Raw genomic sequence first — 17,105 nt, forward strand, 5'->3', positions numbered from 1 at the left:
GAATTAAGTCGTTTGTGCCACAAACGACTTAATTCCCTCCGTCCCCTTTTTGTCAACGCCGCGCCAGCAACACCAGCACCGCGCCGGTGCCGCCTTGCCCGGTCGGCGCCGAATGAAACGCCAGCACGTCGTTGCGCAGCCGCAGCAGGCGATCGACCAGGTTCTTCAGCACCGGTGCACCGCCATCGGACTGCAGGCCCTTGCCGTGGATGATGCGCACGCAGCCATACTCGTGTGCATGCGCTTCCAGCAGGAACTGGCGCAGCAGGGTTTCCGCCTGCGCGGCGGTGGCGCCGTGCAGGTCCAGCTCATCCTGTACCGAATACTGGCCGCGCTTGAGACGCTGGAACAGGCGCGGTGGCAGGTTGTCGCGGCGGTAGCTGGCCACGTCGCCCGCTTCCAGCGGCGTACTGTCGCGCAGCAGCCGCGCAAACTCGCCCGCGGCTTCGGCCTCGTCGCGTTCGGCCATGCGTGCGCGCGGCTTCGGCCGGGGCGCAGCAGGCGCCGGTTCGGCATCCTTGCGCAGCGGCGTCACTTCACCGATGGCCGCACGGAACAACGCGGCCGGATCTTCGTCTTCAGGGTGCGACATGCGCACAGGGTAAACCGCCGGCGCGGGTCTGCCTATGACGGTTCGATGTCGGCCGTGACCGCCGGCAGGGTAGGACCGGCGGCTCGCATGCGGCACAATAGACGATGCCCTTGCAGGGTCGACGGCTTCCGCAGGGGAGTACGACGGTCCCGCCCACACTGCACGGTGACGGAATCGAATTCTTGGAAAATCAAGCGGTTAAATCGAAGATGCGAATCCTGGTCAGTAATGACGATGGTGTCGACGCCGCAGGCATCCGGATGCTTGCTTCGGTCCTGCGCGAGGCCGGACACGAAGTCACGGTGGTCGCGCCCGACCGCGATCGCTCCGGTGCCAGCAACTCGCTGACCCTGGACCTGCCGATCCGGCTCAAGCGCATCGACCATTACACCGTCTCGGTGGCTGGCACGCCGACCGACTGCGTGCACCTGGCGCTGACCGGTCTGCTTGAATTCGAGCCGGACATCGTCGTGTCAGGCATCAACAACGCCGCCAACCTCGGCGACGACGTGATCTATTCCGGCACCGTCTCGGCGGCGATGGAAGGCCGCTTCCTCGGCCTGCCGGCGGTGGCGGTCTCGCTGGTTACCCGCAACCACGATCCGAAGCACTTCGACACCGCCGCGCGCGCCGCAGTGGAGATCGTGGCCCGGCTCAAGGCCGATCCGCTGCCGGCCGACACCATCCTCAACGTCAACGTGCCGGATCTGCCCTGGAGCGAGGTCAAGGGCTTCGAGGTCACCCGCCTTGGCAACCGCCATCGTGCCGAAGGCTGCATCGCGCAGAAGGATCCGCGCGGCAACGAGGTGTACTGGATCGGCCCGGCCGGGCGCGAGCAGGACTCCGGCCCGGGCACCGACTTCCACGCGGTGCGCACCGGCCACATCTCGATCACCCCGATCCAGGTGGACCTGACCCGCTACCAGGCGCTGGAGAAAGTGGCCAGCTGGGTGGGTGGCCTCAGCGCCGCGCTGGACCGGCCGGCATGAGTCCACGCCTGCGACTGCAGCCGGAAGCTGTCGGCATCGGCATGACCTCGCAGCGCGTGCGTGACCGTCTGGTCGATCGCCTGCGCGAAGCTGGCATCGTCGACGAGTCCACCTTGAACGCAATCCGGGTTGTGCCGCGCCATCTGTTCATCGATGAAGCACTGGCCTCGCGTGCCTATGAGGACACCGCGCTGCCGATCGGCCATGGCCAGACCATCTCGCAGCCCTGGGTGGTCGCCCGGATGACCGAGGCGGTGCTCCAGGTCGCGCCGAAGCGCGTACTGGAAGTCGGCACCGGCTCGGGCTACCAGGCCGCCATCCTGGGCGCGCTGGGCCTGGAGGTCTACACCGTGGAGCGTATCGGTGACCTGTTGCGGCAGGCACGCAAGCGCTTCCGCGCACTGGGCATGAACATCCGCACCAAGCATGACGACGGTCGCGCCGGATGGGCCGAGCACGGTCCGTTCGATGCCATCGTGGTCACCGCCGCCGCGCCTGCACTGGTCGATGAACTGGTCGGGCAGCTGGCTGAAGGGGGGCGCCTGGTGGCGCCGGTGGGTGGCCCGGGCGGACAGTCGCTGGTGCAGCTGGACCGCAAGCCCGATGGCAGCATCGAACAACGCGTGCTGGCGCCGGTTACGTTCGTGCCGCTGCTGTCTGGCATGCTCGACTAATCCACGGAGCAGGGTTGCATGAAGATTTTCGGGCCGCTGTACGAGCGGGCGATGAAGTGGGCGGCGCACGAACGCGCGCCGACCTACCTGACGGTACTGAGTTTCTTTGAAGCGATCATCTTCCCGGTGATGCCGGAAGTGATGCTGGCACCGATGTGCGTGGCCCAGCCCAAGCGTGGCTGGTGGTTCGCCACCCTCAGCCTGGCGGGCTCGATGGTCGGCGCGCTGGTTGGTTACGCGCTGGGTCATTACGCTTTCGAGGCGATCAAGCCGGTGTTCGAGGCGCTGGGCATGCTTCCGGCGATCGAGCAGGGCATCACCACCGTGCAGGCGAAGATGGCCGAATCGCCGTGGGCGGTGTTCACCTTCCTGGTGCTGGGCGGCTTCATGCCGATCCCGATGAAGGTCTTCACGTGGGCATCGGGTATCGTCGGCGTACCGATGCCGCAGTACCTGTTGAGCATGTTGATCGGTCGTGGCAAGCGCGTGTTCGTGCTGGCCGCGGTCATCCGTATCGGTGGTGCGCGTGCCGAAGCGGCGCTGCGTCGCTGGATTGAACCGCTGGGCTGGATCGCCACCGTGCTGGTGGTGGTGCTGATCGCCTGGCTTGTATGGAGGTCGAAGTTCGCATGAATCCTGATCGTCTGAGCAAGGGAGTGCGCATCGGCGCGCTGGCGTTGCTGGTTTCCACACTGGCCGCCTGCGGTACCGCCACCGTGGTCCGCCCGGGCGGCGGCAACGCTGGCGGCGTGACCACGCCGAAGACCTCGGTACCCAAGCCCGGGCAGACCGTGGTGGTGCGCAAGGGCGACACCATCTATGCGCTGGCCCGCATCCATGACATCACCCCGGCCGACCTGATTGCCTGGAATCGTCTGGACAACCCGTCGACCATCTACCCCGGCCAGGTGATCCGCCTGTATCCGCAGGGGGCCACCAGCGGCCGTGCGCCGACCACGGTGGTCACCCCGCCGCGTTCGGCTGGCAGCAGTGGCGGCAGCACCGCGCCGGCCCCGGCGCCGGTCGGGCCGGTGAAGAGCAACATCGCCTGGCGCTGGCCAGCCGATGGCGCGATCGTCGGCCGCTACGTGGCCGGTGACGCGACCAAGCAGGGCGTCGACATCGCCGGCACCAGCGGCCAGCCGGTCAAGGCAACCGCCAACGGTGTGGTGGTGTACTCCGGTGCCGGCCTGGTCGGCTACGGCGAACTGATCATCATCAAGCACAGCGACCAGTGGCTGTCCGCCTATGGTCACAACCGCAAGCGCCTGGTCAATGAAGGGCAGAGCGTGAAGGCTGGCGAGCAGATCGCCGAAATGGGCCGCACCGGTGCGAACCGCGACATGGTCCACTTCGAGATTCGCTACAACGGCAAGCCGGTCGATCCGCAGCAGTACCTGCCGGCACGTTGACGCGGTTGGAACAGGGAGTGCCGGGCCATGCCTGGCGTTCCTGACCTGTAGAGCCGTGCTCGACTCAGCGACTGCGGAGCGGTCGTTTGCGATCCTGTGTGCCGCAGGCTCACCTTCACGGCGGACCGGATACCCGGCATTCTTGAGCGGTCCCAGTCGACCCGGTACCCCATGCTGCGTCCTGCTTCCGTTCTCGCCTTGCTGATCGTCGCGCCGCTGGTCACCGCGGCCAGCGATCCGCGCGACGTGGTCACCCGTCTTTACGCCGTAGTCCAGGCGCCGGCTTCAGATGAAGCAGCCATCCCGCCGTTGCTGGGCGATGCCCTGCGCTCGGCGGTCGATGCGCAGCATGCTTACGAGCGGGCCTGCACCGCGCTGGCCGCGCGCGACGAGAAGCCGCACATGCTCGACCAGAGCCTGTATCTGCTGGCGCCGGACCGACCGGACACGGTCGCGGTGGGAATGCCCGAATCGAGGGGTGACGCGACCTGGATCCGCGTCGACATGGCAGTGGGCGACTATCGATGGACCGACCGGGTCCTGCTGCAGCGGCAGGACCGGGACTGGAAGGTCATGGATATCCGCTGGGGGCAGGGCGGCCACCTGATCGGCCGGCTCCAGGAGTTCTCGGCATTCCGCTGCGCGCCTTCAGGCCGCTAGGGGCCGGAGGCACCGGTGACTCGAGAACTCAGCCTTCCAGAATGAAAGCAGCCGCGACCTTGCGGCCTTCGCCTGCCAGGATGTTGAAGGTGCGTGCGGCGGCTGGATTGTTCATCACTTCCAGGCCGATGCCGCGTGACAGGCAGGCGGCCATCACCACCGCCGATGGGAACACCTGGCGGTCACCGGTACCCAGCACGATCAGCGCCGGGTTCAGCGCCAGGATCGGCTCCAGGTCCGCCAGCTGCAACGCAGCGGCGCTCGCCACCGGCCAATGCGCGACCAGCTGGTCCGGGGTCAGGAAGAAGCTCCCGTCCAGCACCTGGTCATTGACCTTGGCCGAGCGGCCATCGGCGGCGCGCAGGCTGTAGGCGTAGTCGGGCGGTTCGTGGTTCAGCTGCATGACGGTAGGGCGATCAGCCGCGCGGCAGCACGATCTGGCGCTGTTCCCTGCTCGGGCGGTACAGCACGGCGACGTGGCCGATGCGCTGCACCAGAGCGCTCTCGGTGGCTTCGACGATCTCGCCGATCATCACGTCACGGGCGTCGCGATCCTCGGCAGCGACCTTCACCTTGACCAGCTCGTGGCGCTCCAGCACTTCGTTCAGCTCAGCGATGAAGGCCGGGGTCACACCCTTGCCGCCGGTCTGCAGCAGGGCCTTCAGGTCGTGGGCTTGGCCGCGCAGGAAACGGGTCTGGGAAGCGGTCAGGGCGATGGACATGCAGGAAAACACGGTTGAATGGGGCGATCAGGGTATCATGAGGACCCCATCAGCCCCTATTTTCAATGGCTACCCGCAGCAAAAGCAGCCAGCGCTGGCTCAAGGAACACTTCTCCGACCCCTTCGTGAAGAAGGCGCAGGCCGAAGGCATGCGCTCGCGCGCCGCCTACAAGCTCGAAGAGCTGCTTGAACGTGACCGGCTGCTGAAGCCGCACATGGTGGTGGTCGACCTCGGCGCGGCGCCGGGTGGCTGGTCTCAGCAGGTTAGGAGACAGATCGGCGACACCGGCCGCGTGCTGGCCCTGGACATCCTGGACATGCCGCCGCTGGCCGGCGTGGAGTTCCTTCATGGTGACTTCAGGGAAGAAGCCGTCCTATCGCAGTTTGAAGCCATGCTCGGGGATCAGCCGGTAGACCTTGTGCTGTCGGACATGGCCCCCAATAAGAGTGGTGTGGGCGCGGTCGACCAGCCGCGGATGATGCACCTGGCGGAGCTGGCCCTGGATTTTGCCGACAACCACCTGAAGACCGGTGGGGCATTCCTGATCAAGCTGTTCCAGGGCGAGGGCTTTGACGACTACGTGCGCGACATGCGCCGCCGGTACGACAAGGTCTCCATCCGCAAGCCGGAAGCCTCGCGCAAGCGCTCTCCCGAGGTGTACGCCTTGGGTCAGGGAAAACGCGCCCACATGAAGTAAGCTCGCAATGTACGCAAGTTCGACCCCCACGCAACGCCAGCACTGAGAGGAACACCGGAGCCAATGAGGATGAACGACTTGACCAAGAACCTCCTGCTATGGGTGGTCGTCGCCGTCGTGCTGATGGTGGTCTTCCAGAGCTTCTCGCCGAAGTCCTCCGGAGCCGGCGCGCAGGGTGCGTCGTACTCGCAGTTCCTGGACCAGGTGGACAGCGGCAACGTGCAGAAGGTCGCCTTTGGCGGCGACATGCGCGGCGGCACCAGCCAGCTGACCTACACCACCCGTGGCGGGCAGACATCCACCATCACCGCACCGTTCGATCGCGACCTGATCAACGTGCTGCGCACCAAGAACGTGGAGATCGTGCAGGAGGAGCCGTCCAGCGGCATCTCCCTCGGCGCGATCCTGATGAATTTCCTGCCGGTCATCCTGATCATCGGCTTCTGGTTGTTCATCATGCGCCAGATGCAGGGCGGTGGCGGCGGTGCCAAGGGCGCGATGTCCTTCGGCAAGTCGCGCGCCAAGCTGCAGGGCGAGGACCAGATCAAGGTCACCTTCGCCGACGTCGCCGGCTGCGACGAGGCCAAGGAAGAAGTGGGCGAGCTGGTCGACTTCCTGCGCGACCCGTCCAAGTTCACCAAGCTGGGTGGCAAGATTCCGCGCGGCGTGCTGATGGTGGGCCCGCCGGGTACCGGCAAGACGCTGCTGGCCAAGGCCATCGCCGGCGAAGCCAAGGTGCCGTTCTTCTCGATCTCCGGTTCGGACTTCGTGGAAATGTTCGTCGGCGTCGGCGCCAGCCGCGTGCGCGACATGTTCGAGCAGGCCAAGAAGCATGCCCCGTGCATCATCTTCATCGACGAAATCGACGCCGTCGGTCGCCACCGTGGCGCCGGCCTGGGCGGTGGCCATGACGAGCGCGAGCAGACCCTGAACCAGCTGCTGGTCGAAATGGACGGTTTCGAGGGCGGTGAAGGCGTGATCGTGATCGCCGCCACCAACCGTCCGGACGTGCTGGACCCGGCGCTGCTGCGCCCGGGTCGCTTCGACCGCCAGGTCGTGGTTGGCCTGCCGGACGTGAAGGGTCGCGAGCACATCCTGAAGGTCCACATGCGCAAGCTGCCGCTCGCCGACGATGTCGAGCCGATGGTGATCGCGCGGGGTACCCCGGGCTTCTCCGGTGCTGATCTGGCCAATCTGTGCAACGAGGCGGCCCTGTTCGCCGCGCGTGGCAACGAGAAGGAAGTCCGCATGGACCACTTCGACCGTGCCCGCGACAAGATCCTGATGGGTGCCGAGCGCCGCTCGATGGCCATGAGCGAAGAAGAGAAGACCCTGACCGCCTACCACGAAGCCGGCCACGCCATTGTCGGCCGCCTGGTGCCCGAGCACGACCCGGTCTACAAGGTCACGATCATCCCGCGCGGCCGTGCGCTGGGCGTGACCATGTACCTGCCGGAGGGCGACAAGTATTCGATGAACCGCGTGGCGATCAAGTCGCAGCTGTGCTCGCTGTACGGTGGTCGTGTGGCCGAGGAGCTGATCTTCGGTGCCGACAAGGTCACCACGGGCGCTTCCAACGACATCGAACGCGCCACCAAGATGGCCCGCAACATGGTCACCAAGTGGGGCCTGTCCGACCAGCTCGGCCCGATCGCCTATGGCGAAGAGGATGACGAGGTGTTCCTGGGCCGTTCGGTCACCCAGCACAAGAGCGTGTCCAACGACACCGCGCGTCGCATCGATGAGGAGGTGCGCAAGATCCTCGACGAAGCCTACGCGCGCACTACCGAGCTGATGACGGCCAACCTGGACAAGTTGCACGCGATGTCCCAGCTGCTGCTGCAGTACGAGACGATCGACGCGCCGCAGATCGACGCCATCATGGAAGGCCGCGATCCGCCGCCGCCGGCTGGCTGGAGCAAGTCGAACAAGGATGGTGGCAACGACAAGGGCGGCGACGCCCGCCCGCTGCCGCCGATCGCGGGCCCGGCCGAATCGCACTGACGGCCCGCTGCGCGTGACACCAGACGAGGCCGGGGCAACCCGGCTTCGTCGTTTCCGGGCTACCGGCCCATTCCGAAGAACCGAACTGACGCTGGAGCCCGCATGTCTGCCCCGAAGCCCGAACCGATTTCCCACACCGTCGAAATGGTCATCGCCACCGTGGTCGGCGTGGGTGTGGGCCTCGGAGCCGACAATCTGCTGTTGGGCTGCGTGGTGGGTATCGCGGTCGGCATCGTGCTGAGCATCGCCAGGACCCTGTACGTGGACCGCAAGCGTCGCCGCCGTTGAGGGTGTCGGCAGGGCTGCGCCCTGCACCCGTGGTAGTGCCGGCCGCTGGCCGGCAACCTCAGCAGCAACAGCAACAGCAACAGCAGAAGCGGGCATTCCTTGGGGTGGCGGGGCGGTGTGGGTTGGCAGGACACGCCGTAAACCCCGCTCCGCGGTCCGGCCCAGCCGCCGGCGGCTGTGCGTTCGGGCGCTTGCGAAGCAGTGCTTCGCAGGCAAAGCGCCCTCACCCATGGGGGCTCGATGGCGCCATCCATGGCGCCAACGGTCCTGCAGCCCCACACCGTCCCGCCAGACCATCAGCAATCCAGAGCCGCATTGGCTTTGGCCGTTGCCTCTGCGGGTGCAGGGCGCCGCCCTGCCGAACTAAACTACCCGCCGTTGTTCCAGCAGGATTACCGATGTTCGATACTTCGCCCCAGCTCGATTGCGCCGGCCGCATCCTGCGCCTCGACCGTGCCCAGGTCATGGGCATCGTCAACGTCACCCCGGACTCGTTTTCCGATGGCGGCGCGCACGACACCACCGAGGCCGCAGTCGCTCATGGCCTGAAGCTGGTCGAGGAGGGCGCGGACCTTCTCGATATCGGCGGCGAATCGACCCGCCCGGGCGCTACGCCGGTATCGGTCGAGGAGGAGCTGGGCCGGGTGATTCCGGTGATCGAGCAGCTGGCGGCCCGGACCCACGTGCCGATCAGCATCGACACCTTCAAGCCGGAAGTGATGCGCGCGGCCGTGGCCGCTGGCGCCGGCATGATCAACGACATCTTCGGCCTGCGCCAGGAGGGTGCGCTCGAGGCCGCTGCGGAAACCGGCGTGCCGGTGGTGCTGATGCACATGCAGGGCGAACCGGGCCACATGCAGGCCGATCCGCACTACGACGATGTGGTCGGCGAGGTGCACGGCTTCCTGGTGCAGCGCCTGTTCGCTGCCGAGATGGCAGGCATCGCGAGGAAGAACCTGCTGATCGACCTCGGTTTCGGCTTCGGCAAGACCACCGGCCACAACATGACCCTGCTGGCGCGTTCGGAGCGCTTTCTGGAACTGGGCGTGCCGATGCTGGCCGGCCTGTCGCGCAAGCGCAGTCTCGGTGAACTGACAGGTCGCGATACGCCGTCCGAGCGGGTAGCGGCCTCGGTGGCCGCGCACCTGATCGCGGTCCAGCGTGGCGCGCGCATCGTACGCGTGCATGACGTGGCGGCCACAGTTGATGCGCTGAAGATCTGGCAGGCGGTGCAAGCCGTACCGACGCCGCGCGCCGACGCTGCGCCGACGATCCGCTGGCCGGACGAAGACTGATGGGTATCGATCGGCGGCCACTGGCGATCGCCGTGATGGGGCCGACCGCCAGTGGCAAGACCGCCACTGCGATCGCCCTGGCACGGCAGCTGGATGGTGAAATCGTCAGCGTCGACTCGGCACTGGTGTACCGCCACCTGGACATCGGTTCGGCCAAGCCCGATGCGACGGAGCGCGCGCAGGCGCCGCACCATCTGCTGGACCTGCGTGACCCCTGGCAGACCTACTCGGCGGCCGAGTTCGCCGCCGATGCCGGACGGGTCGTGGCCGACATCGTGGCGCGTGGCAGGACGCCGATCCTGGCCGGTGGCACTGGCCTGTACTTCCGGGCGCTGCTGCAGGGCCTGTCGCCGATGCCGGAGGCCGACCCGGCAATGCGCGAAGCGCTCAGCGCCGAGGCGGCCGAGCGTGGCTGGGCGGCACTGCACGCCGAGCTGGCCAAGGTCGACCCGGCCGCCGCCGCACGCATCCATGCGACCGATCCGCAACGCATCCAGCGGGCGCTGGAGGTCTATCGCCTGACCGGTATCCCCATTACTGAATGGCAGCGCCGGCCGGGCGTAGCGCCATTGCCGGTGCGCACCCTCAAGCTGATCCTCGCTCCACGCGACCGTGCGGTTCTGCACCAGCGCATCGAGGCGCGCTTCGACGCCATGCTGGGGCAGGGGTTCCTCGACGAGGTGCGGGCATTGCGCGCGATGCCGGAAATGGCAGCCGTGGAGGCGCCGTTGGACCTGCCGGCAGTGCGCGCGGTCGGCTATCGGCAGGCCTGGGAGTACCTGGACGGGGAGGGTGATGCCGCCCGTTTCCGTGACAAGGCGATCTTCGCCACCCGGCAACTGGCCAAGCGCCAGCTGACCTGGCTGCGCGGCGAGCTTGATGCGCGCTGGTTCGACCCCCATGTTGATGGGGAGCGCCTGGCCAGCGCGGTGTCGACCTTCGTCGCACGCTGAATCCCCGCCAGCCGTGTAACATCATCGGTCGGCGGGCGGCTCGGGGGGCCGCGGCAACCGTCGGCAACCCAATAAGAACAATAATCAGGAGTGTGCAATGTCCAAGGGGCAATCGCTGCAGGATCCTTTCTTGAACGCACTGCGGCGCGAACGCGTGCCGGTTTCGGTGTACCTGGTGAACGGCATCAAGCTGCAGGGCACGATCGAGTCGTTCGACCAGTTCGTGGTCCTGCTGCGCAACACGGTCAGTCAGATGGTCTACAAGCACGCCATTTCCACCGTCGTTCCGGCACGCAACGTGAAGGTCGGTCCGGGCGGTGGTTACGTGCAGTCGGGTGAAGGCGGTCAGGCAGGTGATGAAGCAGACGAGTAACACCGGAGCGGTGAATGTTTGACCGCTCGAAAAAGGGTGAACACGCCCTGTTGATCCAGCCCCATTTCGGCAAGCTGGAAGACGATGTGCTCGAAGAATTCGGTGATCTGGCCCGCTCGGCCGGGGCCAGCATCGCCGCGACGATCACTGCGCGCCTGGACCGTCCGAATCCGTCGACCCTGATCGGCAGCGGCAAGCTGGACGAGATCAAGGCTGCGGCCGACGCCAGCGGGGCCGACCTGATCCTGGTCAATCATGCATTGAGCCCGGGCCAGGAACGCAACCTGGAACGTTTCCTCGAGCGCCGGGTGATCGACCGCACCGGCCTGATCCTGGACATCTTCGCCCAGCGTGCGCACAGCCACGAAGGCAAGCTGCAGGTCGAACTGGCACAGCTGCGCCACCTGGCTACGCGGCTGGTGCGCGGCTGGACCCATCTGGAGCGCCAGCGCGGCGGTTCGATCGGCCTGCGCGGACCGGGTGAAACCCAGCTGGAAACTGACCGCCGTCTGCTGCAGAAGCGGGTGGAGCAGCTGCAGAAGCGCCTGGAAAAGGTCGAAGTGCAGCGCACCCAGATGCGCCGTGCGCGTGTGCGCAGCGAGCTGCCGCGCGTGGCCCTGGTGGGCTACACCAACGCCGGCAAGTCGACCCTGTTCAACGCCATGACCGGCGCTGAGGCCTATGCCGCCGACCAACTGTTCGCAACGCTGGATCCGACCGTGCGCCGCATCGCGGTGCCGGGGGGCAACGTGGTGCTGGCCGATACCGTCGGTTTCGTCCGCGATCTGCCGCATGATCTGGTCGCGGCGTTCCGCTCGACCCTGTCCGAGGCGCGCGAGGCCGACTTCCTGCTGCATGTGGTCGACGCTGCCGATCCGCACCGCGAGGAGCGCATCGCCCAGGTCGACGAGGTGCTGACCGCAGTCGGTGCCGGCGACCTGCCGCAATTGCTGGTGTTCAACAAGATCGACCGCATCGACGGTGCCGACGTGCGCCACGATGGCCAGGACGGTATCCCGGATGAGTCGCGTCGTGAGCGGGTGTGGATTTCCGCGCGTGACGGGCGGGGGCTGGAGCTGCTGCAGGCGGTGCTGGGCAAGCGCCTGGGCCTGCAGCATGTCACCGGCGAACTGCGCCTGCCGCCGGATGCCGGCCGCCTGCGCGCGCGCCTGCACCAGCTGGAAGTGATCCGCAGCGAGCAGGCTGATGAGGAAGGCTGGCTGCTGCATGTCGACTTGCCGATTGCCGAAGCCGAGAAGCTGGCCGCCAGTGCCGACGGCGCACCGATCCGGGCGCTGCTGCCGGAGAAACTGCCGGAGTGGTGAGGTAGCACCTGGCAGGGCCGGCGAGTGCCGGCCGCCGGCCGGCAGCGCAACCGTCCCGGATGGGCGCGACATCTGCCTGTCATCTGCGGTACAACGTGCAGGTTCTTCACCCCACCGTCATGCCGATGTCCATCCCCACCGACGCTGAACTCAATATCCAGTCCGCCGCGCTTGGGCAGCGCCTCGAGCAGGCCTCGCTGCAGCTGGTGACCGCTGAAAGCTGCAGTGGTGGCTGGATTGCAAAGTGCATGACCGACATCGCAGGTTCGTCGGCATTCTTCGACTGCGGCATGGTGGTCTACAGCTACGAAGCCAAGCAGCGCCTGCTCGGCGTGCGCGCACAGACGCTGGAGCAGTTTGGCGCAGTCAGCCGCGAAACCGTGCTGGAAATGGTTTCCGGTGCGCTGGTCAACTCGGGGGCCGGCATCGCGGTGGCAGTGACCGGCATCGCCGGTCCCGGCGGTGGCAGCCCTGGCAAGCCGGTCGGCAGCGTCTGGATCGGCTGGAAGCGGCGCGGCGGCTACGCCCGCGCCGAGCTGTTCCAGTTCGAGGGCGACCGCGAAGCCATCCGCCGGCAAACCGTGGCGGCGGCATTGCGCGGCATCGACGCCCAGCTGTGACATGCTGCTCCGGTAATCGTCCGGAGCACGCATGATGTGGGAAACGCTGGGCACGGTCCGTGACCTGGGCCGACTGCAGGAAATTGCGGTTGTCCTGATCCGCTATGGTTTCGGTGACGTGGTGCGGCGCATCGGCCTGGCCACCACGCTGGAGCGCGCTGGGCGCCTGCTGCACTGGAACGAGGATCGCCAGGAACTGCTGCGGATGACCGCGCCGGTGCGCGTACGCAGCGCGATGCAGGATCTCGGCCCGACCTTCGTCAAGCTCGGTCAGGTGCTGGCGACGCGCGTCGACCTGCTGCCGCCGGAATGGATCGCTGAACTGTCCGAGCTGCAGAACGCGGTACCCGCGCTGCCGTACGCCGATATCCGCGAGCAGCTGGAGGCCGACCTGGGCGCCTCGCCTGCAGACGTGTTCGCCTTCCTCGATGAAATCCCGATGGCCGCCGCCTCGCTGGCGCAGGCCCATCGCGCGCGCCTGCATGACGGCCGCGAGGTGGTGCTGAAGGTACGGCGCCCGGGTATCCGCGACGTGGTCGAGGCCGACCTGCGGTTGCTGGCGCGCCTGGCCGAAATCGTCGAGGCGCGGCTGCCGGACCTGCGCCGCTATCGTCCGGCCGAGGTCGTGCAGCAGTTCACCGTGTCGCTGCGACGCGAGCTGGATTTCGCCGCCGAATGCCGCAACGCCGAACGCATCGCACGCAACTTCAACGGCCGTGACGACATCCTGATCCCCAGCGTGCACTGGCAGTGGACCTGTGAAAGCCTGAATGTGCAGGACTTCGTCGACGGCATTCCCGGGCGTGACCTGGCCGGCGTCGATGCGGCGGGCCTGGACCGGCGCGAACTGGCTCGGCGCGGTGCCGGCATCGTGCTCAAGATGGTGCTGGAGGACGGCTGCTTCCACGCCGACCCGCACCCCGGCAACATCTTCTACCTGCGTGACGGCCGCATCGGCGTGATTGACTTCGGCATGGTCGGCGCGTTGTCCGAAGTGCGCCGCTTCCAGGTCGCGCAGCTGCTGCACGGGCTGGTCGAGCAGGACCCGCAGAGCGTGGCCGATGTGCTGCTGGACTGGGCCGGCGGCGTGGAAGTGGACGAGAACCGCCTGCAGCACGACATCAGCCAGTTCGTCGACCAGTATCGCGGCGTGCCGCTGAAGGACCTGCGCATCGGCCTGATGCTGGGCGATATCACCCAGCTGCTGCGCAGCTACAGCCTGACCCTGCCGGCCGATCTGGCGCTGATGATCAAGGCCTTCCTGACCCTGGAAGGCATGGGTCGCCAGCTGGACCCGGATTTCGACATGGCCAGTGCCGCGCGCCCGTTCCTGGAACGGGTGGTGCTGCAGCGCTATGCGCCCAAGGCGCTGCTCAAGCGTGGCCGACGCAGCCTGCTGGGCCTGGTCGACTTCGCCGGGGAACTGCCCCGCGACCTGCGCAAGCTGGTCCAGGCGGCACGCCGCGGCCGCCTCCAGCTGAAGGTGGAAACCACTGCGCTGCAGGGCTTTGGCGAACAGGTGAATCGGGCAGCGAACCGGCTGGTGATGGGTATCGTCACCGCCGCGCTGATCATCGGGTCCTCGATCGTGATGCACAGCGTTGGCGGGGTCTCCAGTCGCTGGCTGCTGGCACTGGGCGTGTGCGGTTTCATCGGCGCCGGCTTCTGCGGCGTGTGGATCCTGTTCTCCATATGGAGGAGCGGCAAGCACACATAGTGTGCTTGCCGCAGCGGTTCCCCATCGGAACCGTGGAATCGCTGCGCGATTCCTGTAGGGCCGACCGCTGGTCGGCTGCTCTCGCTTTTGCCTTTGCCGCCCGGCCATTGGCCAAACTGCCGAGCATGGCTCGGCACTACAGATCCCCATCACCTGTTTGTCGTACCCGGCACTTGCAGTTGTGTGCGTTAGTAGTAATACTACTAACCATGGACCTGACCGACACCCAGCAGGCGATCCTGCAGTTGATCGCCGAGCGTATCGAGAGCGAAGGCGCACCGCCGTCGCAGACTGAAATCGCACGCGCGTTCGGCTTCAAGGGCGTGCGTGCGGCCCAGTACCACCTGGAAGCCCTGGAGCAGGCCGGTGCGATCCGTCGCATCCCGGGCCAGGCTCGCGGCATCCGCCTGGTGCAGGCACCGCCGGTCGAAAAGCTGGCCGAGCCGGGCCTTCCGGACAGCGTGCTGCGCTTGCCGGTGCTGGGCCGGGTCGCTGCCGGCCTGCCGATCGGTGCCGACATCGGCTCCGACGATTTCGTGGTGCTGGACCGGGTGTTCTTCTCGCCGGCGCCGGACTACCTGCTGAAAGTGCAGGGCGACTCGATGATCGATGAGGGCATCTTCGACGGTGACCTGATCGGCGTGCACCGCACCCGCGACGCCCATTCCGGGCAGATCGTGGTGGCCCGCATCGATGACGAGATCACCGTCAAGCTGCTGAAGATCGCCAAGGACCGCATCCGCCTGCTGCCGCGCAATCCCGATTACAAGCCGATCGAGGTGCTGCCGGACCAGGATTTTGCGATCGAAGGCCTCTATTGCGGCCTGCTTCGGCCCAATCGTTGACCCGCTCCATGGTGCATTACCCCGCGGTCTTTTGTGGCGATTCTCTGGTTCCACTGAGGTTGGTACGGATGTCCGATAATTCTTCTCAGAGCGCCGGGCAGAATCTCAGCCTGTGCGATACGTCCGACTTAAAGTGAACCCATGGCAAAGAAGACCCCCAAAGACAGCACCCCCAACGACATGACCTCTGCAAGGACCAATACGATGGACGAGAACAAGAAGCGCGCCTTGGCTGCTGCTCTGGGCCAGATCGAGAAGCAGTTCGGCAAGGGCTCGGTGATGCGCATGGGCGACCGCGTGGTCGAGCCCGTCGAAGCCATCCCGACCGGTTCGCTGATGCTCGACATCGCACTGGGCATTGGCGGTCTGCCGAAGGGCCGTGTCGTTGAGATCTACGGGCCGGAATCCTCGGGCAAGACCACCCTGACTCTGCAGGCCATCGCCGAATGCCAGAAGATGGGCGGTACCGCGGCCTTCATCGATGCCGAGCACGCGCTTGACCCGATCTACGCCGCGAAGCTGGGCGTGAACGTGGACGACCTGCTGTTGTCGCAGCCGGACACCGGTGAGCAGGCGCTGGAAATCGCCGACATGCTGGTCCGTTCGGGCTCGGTTGACATCCTGGTGGTCGACTCGGTCGCCGCGCTGACCCCGAAGGCCGAAATCGAAGGCGAAATGGGTGACCAGCTGCCGGGTCTGCAGGCCCGCCTGATGAGCCAGGCGCTGCGCAAGCTGACCGGCAACATCAAGCGTTCGAACACCCTGGTGATCTTCATCAACCAGCTGCGCATGAAGATCGGCGTGATGATGCCGGGCCAGAGCCCGGAAACCACCACCGGCGGCAACGCGCTGAAGTTCTACGCCTCGGTCCGCCTGGACATCCGCCGTATCGGTGCGATCAAGAAGGGCGATGAGATCATCGGCAACCAGACCAAGATCAAGGTCGTCAAGAACAAGCTGGCGCCTCCGTTCAAGCAGGTCATCACCGAGATCCTGTACGGCGAAGGCATCAGCCGCGAGGGCGAACTGATCGACATGGGCGTGGATGCCAAGCTGGTCGAGAAGGCCGGCGCCTGGTACAGCTACGGTGAAGAGCGCATTGGCCAGGGCAAGGACAATGCCCGCGGCTACCTGCGCGACAACCCGACCGTCGCCGCCAAGCTCGAGGCCGAGCTGCGTGAGAAATTCCAGCCGGCCGAAGCGGCCCGCGAGGAAGGCGACGACGAAGGCGACGACGAGTAAGGCTTGCTGTGGGGCAGGGCGGCGCCGTCAGTGACGTCGCCCTGTCCCGCAGGTTCGAATCGCCCAGGGATGGGCAGGGCGCCAAGGACGGCGCCACCCTTGGAGCATCGATGTCCGACGCCGAAGACATTCCTACCGGCCGCAAGCGCCGGCAGCGTGAGCAGACTCCCGTACAACGGGCGCTGGGCCTGCTGGTCCGCCGCGAGCACTCGCGCAAGGAACTCACCCGCAAGCTGACCGCCCGTGGCATCGAAGACGAAGCCGCGCAGGCCGCTGTCGCCAAGCTGACCGAAGCGGGCTGGCAGGACGACACCCGTTTTGCTGAGAACCTGGTGCGGATGCGCGCCAATACGGGTTATGGCCCGATCCATGTCCGCGCCGAGCTGGGCACCCATGGCCTGGACAGTGCCGCGATTGCCGCGGCGATGGACAGTTACGATGGCGACTGGCAGGAAAATGCCCGTGATCTGGTCCGCCGGCGCTTTGGCGAGGCCGGTCCGCAGGACCTGACGCAGCGGCGCAAGGCCGCCGATCTGCTGGCCCGACGGGGCTTCGACGGCGACAGCATCCGCCGTGCGACCCGCTACGACCCGGATGACTGAGACTGGCGGCGCCGGGCCTGATACCCTTTAGGTTTTCGGCGCTCCCTCGCGACCCTGGCCAACACGGCCGGTGGTCCGGGTCCGCCGGCCCGCA

20 protein-coding genes are annotated in these 17,105 nt (G+C 66.7%); 17 read left to right on the forward strand and 3 right to left on the reverse strand.

What is annotated here, in order from left to right; genetic code table 11:
* Positions 1 to 52 precede the first annotated feature (52 nt).
* Entirely contained in the window at positions 53 to 592 is a 540-nt protein-coding gene (locus tag ACEPA4_RS07575) for a Smr/MutS family protein (RefSeq protein ID WP_005409007.1), read from the reverse strand.
* Positions 593 to 801: 209 nt separating this feature from the next.
* Between ACEPA4_RS07575 and surE the strand changes: the two genes are divergently transcribed.
* The 5 genes from surE to ACEPA4_RS07600 all read left to right on the forward strand — a co-directional run bounded on the left by surE (position 802) and on the right by ACEPA4_RS07600 (position 4,327).
* Positions 802 to 1,581 carry a 5'/3'-nucleotidase SurE gene (gene surE, locus ACEPA4_RS07580; protein ID WP_005416031.1) on the forward strand — a complete coding sequence of 260 codons (780 nt, stop codon included), beginning with the start codon at positions 802 to 804 and terminating at the stop codon, positions 1,579 to 1,581.
* Complete coding sequence (locus ACEPA4_RS07585; RefSeq protein ID WP_005416032.1) at positions 1,578 to 2,255, forward strand: protein-L-isoaspartate(D-aspartate) O-methyltransferase; 678 nt, start codon at positions 1,578 to 1,580, stop codon at positions 2,253 to 2,255. The genes surE and ACEPA4_RS07585 overlap by 4 nt, the downstream gene beginning before the upstream one ends.
* An 18-nt stretch (positions 2,256 to 2,273) precedes the next feature.
* Positions 2,274 to 2,888 carry a YqaA family protein gene (locus tag ACEPA4_RS07590; RefSeq protein ID WP_005416033.1) on the forward strand — a complete coding sequence of 205 codons (615 nt, stop codon included), beginning with the start codon at positions 2,274 to 2,276 and terminating at the stop codon, positions 2,886 to 2,888.
* Positions 2,885 to 3,667: a peptidoglycan DD-metalloendopeptidase family protein gene (locus ACEPA4_RS07595; protein ID WP_005416034.1), complete on the forward strand. Its 783-nt coding sequence runs from the start codon at positions 2,885 to 2,887 to the stop codon at positions 3,665 to 3,667. The genes ACEPA4_RS07590 and ACEPA4_RS07595 overlap by 4 nt, the downstream gene beginning before the upstream one ends.
* 171 nt (positions 3,668 to 3,838) lie before the next feature.
* Positions 3,839 to 4,327, forward strand: coding sequence for a hypothetical protein (locus ACEPA4_RS07600; RefSeq protein WP_005416035.1), 489 nt, complete (start codon positions 3,839 to 3,841; stop codon positions 4,325 to 4,327).
* A 28-nt stretch (positions 4,328 to 4,355) separates the two neighbouring features.
* On the opposite strand, the gene ACEPA4_RS07605 is transcribed toward ACEPA4_RS07600, so the two are convergent.
* Together ACEPA4_RS07605 and yhbY are read right to left on the reverse strand one after the other, a co-directional pair.
* A complete protein-coding gene (locus ACEPA4_RS07605) occupies positions 4,356 to 4,730 on the reverse strand; it encodes an Mth938-like domain-containing protein (RefSeq protein ID WP_005416036.1) in 375 nt (124 codons plus the stop codon).
* 13 nt (positions 4,731 to 4,743) lie between these two features.
* Positions 4,744 to 5,049, reverse strand: a complete 306-nt coding sequence (gene yhbY / locus ACEPA4_RS07610; RefSeq protein WP_005416037.1) for a ribosome assembly RNA-binding protein YhbY — start codon at positions 5,047 to 5,049, stop codon at positions 4,744 to 4,746.
* A 65-nt stretch (positions 5,050 to 5,114) separates the two neighbouring features.
* Here yhbY and rlmE point away from each other — a divergent pair, with 65 nt between their 5' ends.
* From rlmE to recX, 12 genes are all read left to right on the forward strand, one after another.
* Complete coding sequence (gene rlmE / locus ACEPA4_RS07615) at positions 5,115 to 5,747, forward strand: 23S rRNA (uridine(2552)-2'-O)-methyltransferase RlmE (RefSeq protein ID WP_005409014.1); 633 nt, start codon at positions 5,115 to 5,117, stop codon at positions 5,745 to 5,747.
* Between the two features lie 69 nt (positions 5,748 to 5,816).
* Positions 5,817 to 7,751, forward strand: coding sequence for an ATP-dependent zinc metalloprotease FtsH (gene ftsH / locus ACEPA4_RS07620; RefSeq protein WP_005416038.1), 1,935 nt, complete (start codon positions 5,817 to 5,819; stop codon positions 7,749 to 7,751).
* A 102-nt stretch (positions 7,752 to 7,853) separates the two neighbouring features.
* Complete coding sequence (locus ACEPA4_RS07625; RefSeq protein WP_065179301.1) at positions 7,854 to 8,039, forward strand: hypothetical protein; 186 nt, start codon at positions 7,854 to 7,856, stop codon at positions 8,037 to 8,039.
* Between the two features lie 398 nt (positions 8,040 to 8,437).
* Positions 8,438 to 9,334: a dihydropteroate synthase gene (gene folP, locus ACEPA4_RS07630; RefSeq protein ID WP_065195806.1), complete on the forward strand. Its 897-nt coding sequence runs from the start codon at positions 8,438 to 8,440 to the stop codon at positions 9,332 to 9,334.
* The gene (gene miaA / locus ACEPA4_RS07635) at positions 9,334 to 10,287 is read left to right on the forward strand and encodes a tRNA (adenosine(37)-N6)-dimethylallyltransferase MiaA (protein WP_053499102.1); all 954 of its coding nucleotides are present in this window, start codon (positions 9,334 to 9,336) and stop codon (positions 10,285 to 10,287) included. The genes folP and miaA overlap by 1 nt, the downstream gene beginning before the upstream one ends.
* Before the next feature lie 97 nt (positions 10,288 to 10,384).
* A complete protein-coding gene (gene hfq, locus ACEPA4_RS07640; protein ID WP_004152891.1) occupies positions 10,385 to 10,660 on the forward strand; it encodes an RNA chaperone Hfq in 276 nt (91 codons plus the stop codon).
* Between the two features lie 14 nt (positions 10,661 to 10,674).
* Positions 10,675 to 11,985 (forward strand): ribosome rescue GTPase HflX, encoded by a 1,311-nt coding sequence (gene hflX / locus ACEPA4_RS07645; RefSeq protein ID WP_005416042.1) that lies wholly within the window; start codon positions 10,675 to 10,677, stop codon positions 11,983 to 11,985.
* Between the two features lie 125 nt (positions 11,986 to 12,110).
* Entirely contained in the window at positions 12,111 to 12,605 is a 495-nt protein-coding gene (locus ACEPA4_RS07650) for a CinA family protein (RefSeq protein WP_005416043.1), read from the forward strand.
* 34 nt (positions 12,606 to 12,639) lie between these two features.
* Entirely contained in the window at positions 12,640 to 14,322 is a 1,683-nt protein-coding gene (gene ubiB, locus ACEPA4_RS07655; protein ID WP_053499129.1) for a 2-polyprenylphenol 6-hydroxylase, read from the forward strand.
* Positions 14,323 to 14,531: 209 nt separating this feature from the next.
* Positions 14,532 to 15,167 (forward strand): transcriptional repressor LexA, encoded by a 636-nt coding sequence (gene lexA / locus ACEPA4_RS07660; RefSeq protein ID WP_005412936.1) that lies wholly within the window; start codon positions 14,532 to 14,534, stop codon positions 15,165 to 15,167.
* 204 nt (positions 15,168 to 15,371) lie between these two features.
* The gene (gene recA, locus ACEPA4_RS07665; protein ID WP_005416046.1) at positions 15,372 to 16,409 is read left to right on the forward strand and encodes a recombinase RecA; all 1,038 of its coding nucleotides are present in this window, start codon (positions 15,372 to 15,374) and stop codon (positions 16,407 to 16,409) included.
* Positions 16,410 to 16,519: 110 nt separating this feature from the next.
* A complete protein-coding gene (recX, locus tag ACEPA4_RS07670; RefSeq protein WP_005416047.1) occupies positions 16,520 to 17,011 on the forward strand; it encodes a recombination regulator RecX in 492 nt (163 codons plus the stop codon).
* Positions 17,012 to 17,105 lie beyond the last annotated feature (94 nt).

This window comes from Stenotrophomonas sp. P2112 (assembly GCF_041897515.1).
GTDB lineage: Bacteria > Pseudomonadota > Gammaproteobacteria > Xanthomonadales > Xanthomonadaceae > Stenotrophomonas > Stenotrophomonas sepilia.

What these genes read in the sequence shown, in the direction of transcription:
- hflX (WP_005416042.1), top strand. Translation starts at nt 10,675, where the DNA reads ATGTTTGACCGCTCGAAAAAGGGTGAACACGCCCTGTTGATCCAGCCC.
- surE (WP_005416031.1), top strand. Translation starts at nt 802, where the DNA reads ATGCGAATCCTGGTCAGTAATGACGATGGTGTCGACGCCGCAGGCATC.
- ACEPA4_RS07605 (WP_005416036.1), bottom strand. Translation starts at nt 4,730, where the DNA reads ATGCAGCTGAACCACGAACCGCCCGACTACGCCTACAGCCTGCGCGCC.
- ubiB (WP_053499129.1), top strand. Translation starts at nt 12,640, where the DNA reads ATGTGGGAAACGCTGGGCACGGTCCGTGACCTGGGCCGACTGCAGGAA.
- ACEPA4_RS07650 (WP_005416043.1), top strand. Translation starts at nt 12,111, where the DNA reads ATGTCCATCCCCACCGACGCTGAACTCAATATCCAGTCCGCCGCGCTT.
- ftsH (WP_005416038.1), top strand. Translation starts at nt 5,817, where the DNA reads ATGAACGACTTGACCAAGAACCTCCTGCTATGGGTGGTCGTCGCCGTC.
- lexA (WP_005412936.1), top strand. Translation starts at nt 14,532, where the DNA reads ATGGACCTGACCGACACCCAGCAGGCGATCCTGCAGTTGATCGCCGAG.
- ACEPA4_RS07600 (WP_005416035.1), top strand. Translation starts at nt 3,839, where the DNA reads ATGCTGCGTCCTGCTTCCGTTCTCGCCTTGCTGATCGTCGCGCCGCTG.
- recX (WP_005416047.1), top strand. Translation starts at nt 16,520, where the DNA reads ATGTCCGACGCCGAAGACATTCCTACCGGCCGCAAGCGCCGGCAGCGT.
- ACEPA4_RS07625 (WP_065179301.1), top strand. Translation starts at nt 7,854, where the DNA reads ATGTCTGCCCCGAAGCCCGAACCGATTTCCCACACCGTCGAAATGGTC.
- hfq (WP_004152891.1), top strand. Translation starts at nt 10,385, where the DNA reads ATGTCCAAGGGGCAATCGCTGCAGGATCCTTTCTTGAACGCACTGCGG.
- folP (WP_065195806.1), top strand. Translation starts at nt 8,438, where the DNA reads ATGTTCGATACTTCGCCCCAGCTCGATTGCGCCGGCCGCATCCTGCGC.
- yhbY (WP_005416037.1), bottom strand. Translation starts at nt 5,049, where the DNA reads ATGTCCATCGCCCTGACCGCTTCCCAGACCCGTTTCCTGCGCGGCCAA.
- ACEPA4_RS07575 (WP_005409007.1), bottom strand. Translation starts at nt 592, where the DNA reads ATGTCGCACCCTGAAGACGAAGATCCGGCCGCGTTGTTCCGTGCGGCC.
- rlmE (WP_005409014.1), top strand. Translation starts at nt 5,115, where the DNA reads ATGGCTACCCGCAGCAAAAGCAGCCAGCGCTGGCTCAAGGAACACTTC.
- recA (WP_005416046.1), top strand. Translation starts at nt 15,372, where the DNA reads ATGGACGAGAACAAGAAGCGCGCCTTGGCTGCTGCTCTGGGCCAGATC.
- ACEPA4_RS07595 (WP_005416034.1), top strand. Translation starts at nt 2,885, where the DNA reads ATGAATCCTGATCGTCTGAGCAAGGGAGTGCGCATCGGCGCGCTGGCG.
- ACEPA4_RS07585 (WP_005416032.1), top strand. Translation starts at nt 1,578, where the DNA reads ATGAGTCCACGCCTGCGACTGCAGCCGGAAGCTGTCGGCATCGGCATG.
- miaA (WP_053499102.1), top strand. Translation starts at nt 9,334, where the DNA reads ATGGGTATCGATCGGCGGCCACTGGCGATCGCCGTGATGGGGCCGACC.
- ACEPA4_RS07590 (WP_005416033.1), top strand. Translation starts at nt 2,274, where the DNA reads ATGAAGATTTTCGGGCCGCTGTACGAGCGGGCGATGAAGTGGGCGGCG.